Here is a 12,456-nt window from a genome sequence, read left to right as displayed (position 1 = left end):
CGCGAGCGTGTCTATCAATATCGATTCAGGCCAGGAACACGGTGACGAACACGACGACGTCATGTACCCGCAGGTCCTGCCGTTCATATTGGTCCACGCGGGATGCATCGCGGCGATCTGGTCGGGCGTCTCGTGGCAAGCCGTTGTCATTTGCGCGGTTCTGTACTGGTTGCGCATGTTTGCGATCACCGCCGGGTATCACCGGTATTTCTCGCATCGGGCTTACGCGACCAGCCGGGTGTTTCAGTTCATCCTGGCCTTCCTGGCCCAGAGCAGCGCTCAGAAAAGCGTCCTCTGGTGGGCGGCCAAGCATCGCCATCATCATCTTCACTCGGATACGGCGCAGGATGTGCATTCGCCCCGGCACAAGGGCTTCCTCTACAGTCATGTCGGCTGGATCTTCTACCGGCAGCACGACGCAACCGACCTGGTGAAAGTGTCGGATCTGGCGTCGTATCCCGAGTTGATGTGGCTGCACAGGCTGGAGCTTCTGCCGGCATTCGTGCTCGCCGGCCTCTGCTTCCTCATTGCGGGGTGGTCAGGACTCGTGGTCGGCTTCCTCTGGAGCACCGTGCTGGTGTATCACGGCACATTCTGTATCAACTCTCTCGCACATGTTCACGGCCGCAGGCGGTATGTGACCGGCGACGATTCCCGCAACAACTGGCTGCTCGCTCTCGTCACGATGGGTGAGGGGTGGCACAACAATCACCACGCCTATCAGGCCAGTGCGCGGCAGGGCTTCCACTGGTACGAGATTGATCTCACCTATTACATCCTGGTGGCCTTGTCCTGGCTCGGGATTGTCCGGGATCTGAAGATGCCGCCCAAGCAGGTCCTGCGCAATGAGCATCGGCTGGGATCACGCGTGATCAAGCAGGCGGCCGAGCAGCTCGCGGCCCGCTTCAATCCCGAACACATCGCGTCGGCGATCAGGACGTCGATCCATGAGACCGAATTGTCGGTGCGGGATGCGATCCACCTGTTGCAGCACCGTGCCGATCTGCGGCTGGCCAGCATGCCGACGCGCGACCAGTTGCTGGCCGAAGCGCAGCGCATGTTCGCGAAGACGATGTCGCTGGACGACATCGTCGACCGGGCTCACGAGCTCCTGAACGAAACTGTCGGCTTTCTCCTGGCCACTCCTGCGCCCGCTCTGGCGGCCAATGCACAACCGGGGACGAAGGGTGGCGGCTAACGCGCGCTGCCGTAGGGTGGGCAAAGCGGAGCGTGCCCACGCGTTTCGCCTTTGTTGAAAATTGTGGGCACGGCGCTGCGCGCCTTTGCCCACCCTACGGCAGCGAGGTTGTGGTCACGACGCCGCGCGCGACGCGTCAGCTGAGAGACGCGCCAGCAGCGACCTTGCCGTATCCGACGGCGACAGCGAATCTACGCTGACGACGGGATCGCTGCGCATCTCGTGCTTGCCATTGGAGGTGTGCCGCATCACCGCCGACAGGCGGCGCGCGATCATGTGGGCGGTGCGGAAGTCGGTCTCCGCGAACACGACGATGACGGAGCCGTCTTTCTGCGCCACGCCAAAATCCATCTGCCGCATCAGGCGGCTCAGGATCCGCGCGGCGTCGAGTTGGGCGCGGGAATTGCCGGGCTCGAAGGCGAAGCGTGCCACGGAGAGGCCGCCGCCGCGGGCAAGAGCCTGCTCGACCGCCTTGGCGAAATCGCGGGCAAAAGCTTCCACCGTGAGCAGGCCGCTGCGCGGATCGAGCCAGCCGCCGGCATCGATCGAGCGCAGCGTGCGGCTCAGTTGCGCTTCCATCGCGTGCTGGCGGATCAGCGGCAGCGCGTTGGCGGCGACCTTCGCCGGCTCGCCTGGGATCAGCTCGAGATTGGGCAGGTCGTAGGTCTGCGCGAGCTGGTGCGCGGTGACGACCACGGGCAGGCTGCGGAATCGGGTGTCTTCGGCGAGCACCGTGAGGAAGGCGTCGGTGACGCGCGCGGTAAAGCCTTCGGCGAGCACGACGCCATCGATATCGCGGGTGTTGAGATGCTTGGCCGCGGCCTCGATCGAGAGCGCGCCGACGACCCCGACGCGTTCGCCGAACGCGACGGAGAGCGCAGGATAGGCTGCGCCGCGGCCGATCAGGAGCACTGTTGCATCGCGGGCCGGATCTCCCTCCGGCAACCCGACTTTCGCGTCCGGCAGCCGGCGCAGAACCGTCGCATGGAGAGTCCGTACGCGCAGTGCAGCGCGGAGCCGCGCGACGAGGCGGTCGGAATTGCCGCCGCGCGAGGAGAAGGGCAGGGCGTTCTGCGGCAGCGTGCCCGCAGCCTCGAGCGCCACGAAGGGCAAGTAGGGCGATTGGTCCGCGATCGTCCTGGCGAGCGTCGCCAGGTGGGGCTCGTGCCCGGCATGCATCGCCGCGAGAACCGCGGCCGGCTGCACCTGCTCGACCGCGCGCGCCGCGCTGGCCCAGTCGGCGTCGACGACGGGAAACAGACGGGCCTCGTCCAGGGCCGCAATGAAAGGCGGCCGCTGGGCGTTGGACACAAACAGGATCGGGCCCGCCTGGGACATCGCAAACTCTGATCACGCAACAGATGCTGCGCAATCTAGTCTTGTTGCCTTAATGCAGCGTCAATGGATGGGCCGAAACTGCGCTTAAACCGGCCCGGAGCGGTCGCGAAAAGCCTCGACCATCAGGGGGTTAAGCCCGAGCTCATTGAGCGCTTCGCGGGCGCGGGCGTTGTCTTGCGCCCGTCCTGCGAGCCGGTGACCCGAGAGCCGGTCGGGCAGCGCGGTGAGCAGGGCCCCCTGGCCGAGCCGGCGCGCCCATTCCTGGAGGTCGTTGGACAGGAAGCGGTAGCCGCCGACGGCCATGATGCCGGAGGGCGGCGCGGTGATGCAGATCGCGCCGCTCGGACGGTCGAGCCGCGCGGCATAGCCGGTGTCGACATAATCGCGCGGCGGCTGCGCCGTCAGGGTGTCGCCGACCGGCTGCGGCGGCGCGTAGGCCGCGATCGGCACCATCGCTCCGCGCAGGCCGAGCGTGCCCCTGGGCGTCAGCAGGATCTCGCCGGCGATGGAGGAACCGGACTGCTCGCGCGGGGCGCCGTGCGGCCCGGGCATCACCGCAACCGGCATGCCGTCCTCGCCGCGGCGGGCGCCGAACAGCCCGGCCTCGCCGAACAGATAGACGTCGGTCAGCGGTGCATGCGGCGCGATCCAGGCGTCGCTCGCCGCGACCTGCTCGGGCGCGCGCCAGAGGCCGAGGACATTGCGCAAGCTCGGCATACGCGCCGCGAGATCGGCATCGCCGAGCCGCAGCGCGAGCTGCGCGGGGGCGATCAGCACCTCGCATTCGTGCGCGTTGATTTGCTGTTCCAGCACGTCGTTCTCGAAGGGATGATGTAGCGCCAGCGTGCCGCCGCAGAGCAGCCACACCGCGAGCGAGGAGGCGAGGCCCGCGAACGACATCGGCGTGAACGCCGCCATCACGGTCGCGCCCTGCTTGATGTCGGCTTCCAGCGACATCGCGAGCCCGCCGGCGATCAGGCTGAAATGCGGCCGCGGCACCGGGCGAAAGCCTTCCGCGGTGACGTCGAAGGAGATCATCGCCGCCTTGCGGCCGTCCTGGATCACGGCGCGCGTGGTGCCGGGCGGGCGGGCCAGCACGTCGTCGAGCGAGGCCATGCCCTCGGGCAGGTCGGCGCCGAAACCGCAGACGTAACGGATCGAGAAGGCCTCCGCGGCGGCATGCATTGCGAGGTCGGAATAGCTGACGCCGTCGACCTTGCTCATGGTGACGATGGCGCGCGCCGCGGTGCGGTTCAGCGCGGCGGTCAGTTCCGCGTGGCGCCAGAGCAACGGCAGCACGGCGACGACGAGCCCGGCGCGATGCGCGGCGAGCACCGTCAGCACGAACTCGACCGTAGCAGGCAGCTGGATCGCGATGACGGAATTGGCCGGCAGGCCCGATTCGACGAAATGCGCCGACAGGGCCTCGATGGCGGTGTCGGCCTCGGCGTAGGTCATCCGCCGCGGCTGGTGGCCGGTCACGCGGGCCTTGTTGAGGGGATCGAGCAGGGCGGGCGCGTGCGGTTGCCGCATCAGCGTGCGCTGAAACAGCGTGTCGAGCGTCGGCGATACGGCTGGCTGATTCACGGCGTCACTTCGCTTGCGGCTGCCCCTTCGACCACCAGGTCTCCGGCAGGTAGCCGGATAGCGAGGTGGCCTTTGGCCGTTCTATCCGATTCCAGCGCGCGATCCATTGCTCGGATACGTTAAACAGGGGGATTGTATAGAAACCGGAGATCAAGGCGCGGTCGAGCGCCCGCACCGCCGAGACGAAGGCCGTGTGATCACGGGCCTCGAGGAGAGCGTCGATCATGGCATCGACGGCGGGATCTTTGGCGCCCATGTAGTTGCGGGTGCCCGGATTGTCGGCGGCCGCGCTCCCCCAATAGAAATACTGCTCGTTGCCGGGCGACAGCGACTGGTCCCAGCGGTTCTGGATCATGTCGAACTCGTAGCCGAGCCGGCGCTGGTCGAACTGCACGGGATCGACCGCGCGAACGCTCGGCTCGATGCCGGCGCGCTTGAGGTCGCGCTGGAAGGCGAGCGCGATGCGCTCCTGGTCGCGGGTCGTCACCAGCATCTCGAAGGTGAAGGGGGCTTTTGTCGCGCGGTTACGCAGCACGGTGCCGTCGAGATCGTAGCCGGCGTCCGACAGGAGCTTGAGTGCTGCGCGCAGCGTCGTCCGGTCGCGTCCCGAGCCGTCGGTGACGGGCAGGCGGTAGCTGCCGTCCATGACGTCGGGCGGAATCCGTGTGGCGAAGGGTTTCAGCAGCTCGCGTTCGCGCGCATCCGCAGGCCGGCCATAGGCCGATAGGTCGGAGCCCGCGAAATAGCCGGCAACCCGCGAATAGAGTCCGAAGAAGTAGTTGCGGTTGACCAGCTCGAAATCGAACAGCAGCGTCAGTGCCTGGCGTACGCGGATGTCGGCAAAGATCGGACGGCGCGTGTTGAACACCAGGAATTCGGAAGGCTGCGGCACGCCGGGCTTGATGGTGTCGCGGATCACTTCGCCGCTTTTGGCGGCTGGAAAGTCGTAACCGTCGTGCCAGCGCAGCGGCTCGTGCTCGACGCGGAAATCATAGAGGCCGCGCTTGAAGGCTTCGAACTGGCCGTTGGCCTCGCGAAAATAGTCGAGCCTGATCTCGTCGAAATTGTAGAGCCCGCGATTGATGGGCAGGTCGCGGCCCCAATAGTCGGGATTGCGGGTCAACGTCACGCTGGCGCCGGGCTTCACCGCAATGATCCGATACGGGCCCGAGCCGATCGGGCCGGTCAGCGTCGTCTCCTCGAAGGTCGCGACATCCACGGCATGCTTCGGCAGGATCGGCATCAGGCCGAGGATCAGCGGCAATTCCCGGTCGTTGGCGCCAGCCAGGTCGAAGCGGACGGTGAGAGGGTCGGACGCCTCGGCCTTGGCGACCTTGGCGTAATATTGCCGATGGTTGGGGCGGCCGTGATCACGCAGCAGCTGCCAGGAGAACAGCACATCCTCCGCCAGGACCGGCTTGCCGTCGGAGAAGCGGGCGCGGGGATCGAGGTGGAACGTCACGAAGCTCCGCGCGTCATCGGTCTCGACCGATCTGGCGAGCAGGCCGTAGAGCGTGAACGGCTCGTCATTGCCGCGCGCGAGCAGGCTCTCGACCACGTAGTTCCGCACCGGCTGCACGGCCAGTCCCTTGACGATGAAGGGATTGAGGCTGTCGAAGGTGCCGAGAATGCCCCAAGTCAGCCGGCCGCCCTTGGGGGCATCAGGGTTGGCGTAGGGCATGTGGGTGAAATCGGCCGGCATCGCCGGCTTGCCGTGCATCGCGATGGCATGGGCTTCCTCAGCCCGTGCGCCGCTTGCGGGGAGCGCGGAGGCGACGACGAAGGCGAGAAGAGAGAGGCGGATGCCAAGGCCCTCAGGAAGGCCCTCGAGAAGGCGCTGGAACATGGACATCGGCACACGTTGATTCGAGGACCTGCGGGCCTGAATCCTATCACAAGGAATTTCACGGATCGCAGGCCTGGGAGCGGTTCAAGCCGTGGCCAAAGACGCTTGTCGGCATTGATCTTTTCGTCGGCCACGTTAAGAAGGCACGCAATCGCGCAAGAGCGTCGAGCCCGTCACTTATCCGCCTCAATTGACGGGGAGAGAGCCGCGCCCAACGCGGCTAGGTTCGTCGCTTCGGAGCGGTTCGGGCACTTCCCGTTCAGAAAGGGTTTTCCGCAATGAATTTCCGTTACTTGGCCGCGTCCGTCCGGCCGCGCGGGCGACTTCTCGCCCTGTTGACGGCGACGGCATTGGCCGTTCCGTTTGCCGCCGAGGCCCAGACCCCGGCGCCGGCCCCCGGTGCCCCCGCCGCGCCCAAAGCGGCGCCGAAAGCTGCTCCGAAGGCTGCCCCCAAGGCTCCGGCACCGGCTGCCCAGGCTCCCGCCCAGCCGGGTCCCGCGCCGGGCGCTCCGGCGCAGCAGGGCGCCGCGGCCCAGCCGGCCGATCAGCAGATCCAGCTGATCTACGCCCCCTGGACCAAGTTCTGCCTCAAGGGCCAGGACGCCAACGCCAAGCAGGTCTGCTTCACCGGCAAGGACGGCCGTATCGAGTCGGGCCAGCCGGTCATCGCGGCCGTGATCATCGAGCCGGAAGGCGAACCCAAGAAGATCCTGCGCGTGACGCTGCCACTCGGCATGCAGCTCGTGCACGGCACCCGCATCATCGTGGACAACAATCCGCCGTTGCAGAGCCCCTACGTGATCTGCTTCCAGAATGGCTGCATGTCCGACTACGAGGCCACGCCCGAGCTCATCGGCAACATGAAGAAGGGCCAGAACCTCGTTGTCCAGGCGATCAATGCGAACGGCGCGCCCTTGACGCTGCCGCTGCCGCTCGCAGGCGAATTCCAGAAGGCCTATGACGGTCCACCGACCGATCCGAAGGTGTTCGAGGAAACCCAGAAGAAGCTTCAGGAAGAGCTTCAGAAGAAGGCCGACGAGCAGCGCAAGAAGCTCGAGCAGAACGGTGGCGCGCCCGGCGCGGCTCCGACCGGTCAGAAGTAAGCGGGCTCAAATCCCCGACATGAAAAAGGCGCTCGGTTCGAGCGCCTTTTTTGCTGGCCGCTTGATGGCGGCAAAACTCAGTTCAAGCGCGCTCGCTCAGTTCAGCGACGGATTGCGCGGGCGATAGCCGCCGGTCTTGTCCTTGATGAAGATCTCGGCGACCTGGGAATGGCGGATCGGCTCGCCGGAATCGTCCGGCACCAGGTTCTGCTCGGAGACGTAGGCGACGTATTCCGACTCCGCGTTCTCCGCGAGCAGATGGTAGAACGGCTGGTCCTTGTGAGGCCGCACCTCTTCGGGAATCGACAGCCACCACTCCTCGGTGTTGTTGAATTCCGGATCGATGTCGAAAATCACCCCCCGGAACGAGAAGATCCGGTGGCGAACGACCTGTCCGATCTGGAATTTGGCGGTCCTCGCTTTAATCATTCCCCGTCGATAGACCAGGATTGTGGCCGATGCTAGTGCCCTGACCTGGAATTAACCTTCGACTAAGGGGCGGATAGCCCCCAAATCTTCAGAAAACACTTCATCAATGATCGATATCCTCAATCTGGCGCTGCCTTATTTCGGCTTGATCTTTGTCGGCTTCGCGTGTGGTAAGGCCAAGTCGCTGCCGGAATCAGGCCTCGCCTGGATGAACTTCTTCCTGCTCTACGTGTCGCTGCCGGCGCTGCTGTTCGCGATCATGTCGAAGACGCCGTTTGCGGAATTGAACAACCCGCCGTTCCTGGTCGCGACCACGCTGTCCACGGTTGCGGCATTCACCCTGGCGCTGGTGGTCGGCAAGGTTCTGGGACGGCTGACGCTGCGCGAGGCGACGCTTGCGGGCCTCTCCGGCGGCTATGGCAATATCGGCTATATGGGGCCGGGGCTGGCGCTCGCCGTGCTTGGACCGAAGGCCTCGGCGCCGACCGCGCTGATCTTCTGCTGCGACAGCATCTTCCTGTTCACGATCGTGCCGCTGCTGATCGAGCTCTCCGACCGCGACCATCCCTCGCTGGTCCATGCCTTCGGCGTCGTGCTGAAGCAGATCGTGCTCAACCCGCTGATCATGTCGGCCTGCTTTGGCGCGGCCGTGGCGGCGCTTCATATCGAGCTGCCGGTCGCACTCGACCGCACCATCACGTTCCTTCAGAACGCAGCCGCACCGACCGCGCTGTTCGTGCTCGGCGTGACCGTGGCGCTCCGCCCGTTCCACCGGGTGCCGTGGGAGGTGCCGGGCGTGATCGCGGTGAAGCTCTTGATCCACCCGCTCGCCGCGTTCGGCCTGATGCTGGCGTTCGGACCGTTCGCGCAGCCCTGGGCCGCGACCGCCGTGCTGATGGCCTCGCTGCCGCCGGCGCTCAACGTGTTCGTGATCGCCCGGCAGAACGACGCCTGGATCGAATCCGCATCCGTCGCGGTGCTGCTCGGGACCTTCGCGTCCGTCGTCACGCTGACCAGCGTGATGTGGGCGATCCAGACCGGCCGGCTGGCGTTTCCGTAAGCGAGCCTACCGCCGCCACGTCGGGGTCAGGCCCTCGCGCATGGCGAAGCGCCGCAGCGGGCCGATGGCGCCGAGCAGGTGCATGCCGACCGCGCGGACCGGCTGGAGCGGCAGGAAATCGTTGAGCAGGGAACGGTTGGCGATGTCGATCGCGAACGTACGGCTCAGAATGTCCGGACGCCGCGCCCGGTCGTAGCGCTTGAGCACGTCCGGCGCGCCCGGATCCTGGCCCGCAGCGATGGCTTCGCCCGCGAGCCTGGCGATGTCAGCGGCATCGCGCAGACCAAGGTTGAGGCCCTGGGCGCCGATCGGCGGGACCACATGGGCGGCTTCGCCGACCAGCGCGATGCGGTCGCGCCCGAAGGATTTTGGACGTTCGATCGCCAGCGGGAACAGGTTGCGGCCCGGCTCGACGGTCATGCGTCCCAAAATGGAATGCGACTGCTTCTCGATCGCGGCGGACAGCTCCGCGTCGCTCAAGCCGCGAAGCCGCTCGGCCTCGGCGGGGGCCGAGACCCAGACGATGCTGGAGCGGTCGCCGGGGAGGGGCACGAACACGCAAGGCCCATGCGGCGTGTGGAACTCGGTCGAGACGTTGCGATGCGGGCGCGCGTGCCCGACGTTGAACGTCAGCGCGGTCTGCGCCAGGTCGCGCCGCGTCACCGCGATGCCGGCGGCTTCCCGGCACAGCGAGTGCCGGCCGTCGGCGCCGACCACGAGCCGGGCCGAGAGGAATTCAGCGGACGCCGTGCGGACCGCGACGTCGTCGGCTTCGATGACGACGCTTTCGGCCTCGTCATCGCAACGGACGAGGTTGGGCAACTCGGCCGCGCGTTCTTCCATCGCCAACATCAGCGAGCGGTTGTCGATGTTGTAGCCGAAGGCGTCGAGTGCGATTTCGTGGCAGGAGAACCGGACCTCCGGCGCCCGGAACAGCCGGCCGGTGTCGTCGACGAGGCGCATGATTTCGAGCGCGGCCGCCTTGCCCTTGCAGCGCGGCCAGACGTCGAGGCTCTCCAGGAGATCGACGGAGGCGCCGAGCAGGGCGGTGGTGCGGTTGTCGGCATAGGGCACGCGCCGCGCCACCAGCGCGGTCCGCGCGCCGGCCTGCGCCAGCGCGATGGCGGCCGCCAGTCCCGCCGGTCCGCCGCCGATCACGGCCGCGTCATGGAGTGTCGATGCATCTGTCATGGAACGACAATTGACATGCTGCGCGGCAAATTCAAGCCCGGCTATATTTCCTTGATTTTGTGGCGAATTGTGCGACCGCGCGCCGCAATGGCGGATGTGCAAACCGGTCTCATTCTGATAGCAGAAGCCATGGATACCCAAGAGGATTCCCTGAAGCCGAGACCGGCGATCCGCGCTGCGGCCTTCTCGGTGCACATCTTCACCGCGTTCGGCGCGGCCATCGCGCTGCTGGCGATGCTGGAGGCCGTGCGCGAGCATTGGGCGGCGATGTTTCAGTGGCTGGGCGTCGCCCTGATCATCGATGCGATCGACGGGCCGATCGCCCGCCGGCTCAAGGTCAAGGATGTGCAGCCGAACTGGTCGGGAGACGTGCTCGATCTCGTGGTCGACTTCGTCACCTATGTCTTCGTGCCGGCCTATGCGATCGTGGCGAGCGGGCTGTTGCTGCCGGTGGCGGCGCCACTGCTCGGCATCGCCATCATCGTCACCAGCGCACTTTATTTCGCCGATCTGCGCATGAAGGCGGACGACAATCATTTCCGCGGCTTTCCTGCGCTGTGGAATGCGGCGGCATTCTACCTGTTCCTGCTGCACTGGCCGCCGCTGGTATCGACGCTGCTGGTCGCGGCGCTTGTCGTGCTGACCTTCGTGCCGTTCCACGTGCTGCATCCGGTCCGGGTGGTTCGGCTGCGCTGGCTGACGATGTCGCTGATCGCGATCTGGGCCGTGCTCGGCCTCTACGTGCTGGAGATGGATTTTCGCGTCGGCACCGGCGTGACCATCGTGCTCTGCGCCATCGCGCTCTGGATCAGCTTCAGCGACGCATTGATCCGCCTGGCAAGATCCTTCGCATGATGCACCTCCTCACTAGTCCTGAAGCCTGGGCCGCGCTGCTCACCTTGACCGCGCTCGAGATCGTGCTCGGCATCGACAACGTCATCTTCCTGTCGGTGATCGTGTCGCGCATCCCCGAGAAGCAGGCTCACCGCGCCCGCCAGATCGGGCTCGCGCTGGCGCTGATCTTCCGCATCATCCTGCTCAGCCTGCTGGTCTGGCTGATCGGCCTGACCGCGCCGGTGTTTTCGTTTTCAGGTTACGGCTTCTCCTGGCGCGATCTCATCCTGATCGGCGGCGGCCTGTTCTTGATCGCCAAGGCGACGCACGAGATCCACGCCGAGGTCGAGGCCGATGACGGTAAGGGCGACCGGGAGTCCGGCGGCAACGCGTTCTTCTGGGTGATCGCCCAGATCATCGTCATCGACATCGTGTTCTCGCTGGACTCGATCATCACCGCGATCGGCATGGCGCAGGACATCGAGATCATGATCGCGGCGGTCGTGATCGCCTGCCTGGTCATGTATATTTCGTCGGGACCGGTGTCGCGATTCGTCGCGGAGCATCCGACCACCAAGATGCTGGCGCTGGCGTTCCTGGTGCTGATCGGCGTCGCCCTGGTCGCGGACGGATTCCAATTCCACATTCCGCGCGGCTACATCTACTTCGCAATTGCGTTCTCGGCGGCGGTGGAATTCTTCAACGTGCTGGCGAAGCGCAACCGCAGGAAAGTCCGCAAGCCGTCCGTTTAGCCGTTCCAGCCAGCGCCGAGTTGACAAGGCCGGCGCGATGTCTTTCGTTGAGCCGCGAGAAGAGGAGGTCAGGTGATGACCAAAGCCGTCCGTGTGCACAAGGTCGGAGGCCCCGAAGCCCTGGTCTATGAGAGCGTCGATGTCCCGGAGCCGGCTTCCGGCGAGGTGCGCATCCGCCAGCATGCGGTCGGGTTGAACTTCATCGACGTCTACTATCGCACCGGCCTCTACAAGGCGCCGGGGCTGCCCTTCATCGCCGGCAACGAGGCGTCGGGCGAGGTCGTCGCCGTCGGGCCCGGCGTGACGCATTTCCATCCCGGCGACCGCGTCGCCTATTATCACAATCTCGGTGCCTATACCGGCGAGCGCAACATCCCCTGGGAGAAGCTGGTCAAGCTGCCCGACCACATCACGCACGAGCAGGGGGCCGTGCTGATGCTGAAGGGGCTGACCGTCTGGTATCTCTTGCACAAGACCTTCAAGGTCGAGCCGCATCACCGCGTGCTGGTCCATGCCGCAGCCGGCGGCATCGGCTTGCTCGCCTGCCAATGGGCGAGGGCGCTCGGCGCGCACGTCATCGGCACGGTCGGCTCGCGCGAGAAGGCGGAGCTTGCGGAGGCCAATGGCTGCGACCACGTCATCCTCTACAACGAGGAGGATTTCGTCGCGCGCGTGAAGCAGATCAGCCGCAACGAGGGCTGCGACGTGGTCTATGACGGCGTCGGCAAGGCGACCTTCCCGGGCTCGCTGTCCTGCCTGAAGCCGCGCGGCATGTTCGTCTCGTTCGGCAATGCCTCGGGCCCCGTGCCGCCGTTCTCGATTGCCGAGCTCAACAATCACGGCTCGCTGTTTGCGACGCGGCCGAAGCTCAACGACTACGTCGGCACGCGCAAGGAGCTGCTGGAAGGCGCCGACACGCTGTTCGCCGCCGTCATCAACGGCAAGCTGCACGTGCCGATCAATCACGCCTACGCGCTCAAGGACGCCGCCAAGGCGCATATCGATCTCGAAAGCCGCAAGACCACGGGCGCGTCGATTTTGAAGCCGTAGTCTCTCGTCATCCTCGGCTCTCGTGTCCCGGACGCGCCGCAGCGTGAAACGCTGCTGCGCAGAGCCGG

The 12,456-nt window shown here is 66.0% G+C and carries 11 protein-coding genes; 6 read left to right on the top strand and 5 right to left on the bottom strand.

Annotated features, from left to right (window positions below):
• Positions 1–61: 61 nt before the first annotated feature.
• Complete coding sequence (locus tag AB7008_RS26800; protein WP_304489869.1) at positions 62–1,198, top strand: acyl-CoA desaturase; 1,137 nt, start codon at positions 62–64, stop codon at positions 1,196–1,198.
• A 114-nt stretch (positions 1,199–1,312) separates the two neighbouring features.
• Here AB7008_RS26800 and AB7008_RS26795 read toward each other — a convergent pair whose 3' ends face one another.
• The 3 genes from AB7008_RS26795 to AB7008_RS26785 form a co-directional block, all read right to left on the bottom strand.
• Positions 1,313–2,536 carry a GGDEF domain-containing protein gene (locus tag AB7008_RS26795; RefSeq protein ID WP_304489868.1) on the bottom strand — a complete coding sequence of 408 codons (1,224 nt, stop codon included), beginning with the start codon at positions 2,534–2,536 and terminating at the stop codon, positions 1,313–1,315.
• A gap of 84 nt (positions 2,537–2,620) precedes the next feature.
• Positions 2,621–4,123, bottom strand: coding sequence for a class I adenylate-forming enzyme family protein (locus tag AB7008_RS26790; protein ID WP_304489867.1), 1,503 nt, complete (start codon positions 4,121–4,123; stop codon positions 2,621–2,623).
• Between the two features lie 4 nt (positions 4,124–4,127).
• A complete protein-coding gene (locus AB7008_RS26785) occupies positions 4,128–5,975 on the bottom strand; it encodes an extracellular solute-binding protein (protein WP_304489866.1) in 1,848 nt (615 codons plus the stop codon).
• A gap of 272 nt (positions 5,976–6,247) precedes the next feature.
• On the opposite strand from AB7008_RS26785, the gene AB7008_RS26780 reads away from it, so the two are divergent.
• Positions 6,248–7,072 carry an invasion associated locus B family protein gene (locus tag AB7008_RS26780; RefSeq protein ID WP_041955477.1) on the top strand — a complete coding sequence of 275 codons (825 nt, stop codon included), beginning with the start codon at positions 6,248–6,250 and terminating at the stop codon, positions 7,070–7,072.
• A gap of 96 nt (positions 7,073–7,168) precedes the next feature.
• Here AB7008_RS26780 and hspQ read toward each other — a convergent pair whose 3' ends face one another.
• Positions 7,169–7,501 carry a heat shock protein HspQ gene (gene hspQ, locus AB7008_RS26775; RefSeq protein ID WP_014495177.1) on the bottom strand — a complete coding sequence of 111 codons (333 nt, stop codon included), beginning with the start codon at positions 7,499–7,501 and terminating at the stop codon, positions 7,169–7,171.
• A gap of 106 nt (positions 7,502–7,607) precedes the next feature.
• On the opposite strand from hspQ, the gene AB7008_RS26770 reads away from it, so the two are divergent.
• Positions 7,608–8,561 carry an AEC family transporter gene (locus AB7008_RS26770; protein ID WP_304489865.1) on the top strand — a complete coding sequence of 318 codons (954 nt, stop codon included), beginning with the start codon at positions 7,608–7,610 and terminating at the stop codon, positions 8,559–8,561.
• Between the two features lie 6 nt (positions 8,562–8,567).
• Here the strand turns inward: AB7008_RS26770 and AB7008_RS26765 are convergent, their stop codons facing one another.
• Positions 8,568–9,752, bottom strand: a complete 1,185-nt coding sequence (locus AB7008_RS26765) for a UbiH/UbiF family hydroxylase (RefSeq protein WP_028158749.1) — start codon at positions 9,750–9,752, stop codon at positions 8,568–8,570.
• A gap of 87 nt (positions 9,753–9,839) precedes the next feature.
• On the opposite strand from AB7008_RS26765, the gene pcsA reads away from it, so the two are divergent.
• The 3 genes from pcsA (at position 9,840) to AB7008_RS26750 (ending at position 12,388) form a co-directional block, all read left to right on the top strand.
• Positions 9,840–10,607 carry a phosphatidylcholine synthase gene (gene pcsA, locus AB7008_RS26760; RefSeq protein WP_028158750.1) on the top strand — a complete coding sequence of 256 codons (768 nt, stop codon included), beginning with the start codon at positions 9,840–9,842 and terminating at the stop codon, positions 10,605–10,607.
• On the top strand, positions 10,604–11,338 hold the full coding sequence (locus tag AB7008_RS26755) for a TerC family protein (protein WP_304489864.1): 735 nt from the start codon (positions 10,604–10,606) through the stop codon (positions 11,336–11,338). Before pcsA ends, AB7008_RS26755 begins: the two co-directional genes overlap by 4 nt.
• Positions 11,339–11,413: 75 nt before the next feature.
• The gene (locus AB7008_RS26750; protein ID WP_304489863.1) at positions 11,414–12,388 is read left to right on the top strand and encodes a quinone oxidoreductase family protein; all 975 of its coding nucleotides are present in this window, start codon (positions 11,414–11,416) and stop codon (positions 12,386–12,388) included.
• The last annotated feature ends 68 nt before the right edge of the window (positions 12,389–12,456 follow it).

This window comes from Bradyrhizobium sp. 521_C7_N1_3 (genome assembly GCF_052075975.1).
Lineage (GTDB): Bacteria > Pseudomonadota > Alphaproteobacteria > Rhizobiales > Xanthobacteraceae > Bradyrhizobium > Bradyrhizobium japonicum.
This window is presented reverse-complemented; position numbering and strand designations above follow the sequence as displayed.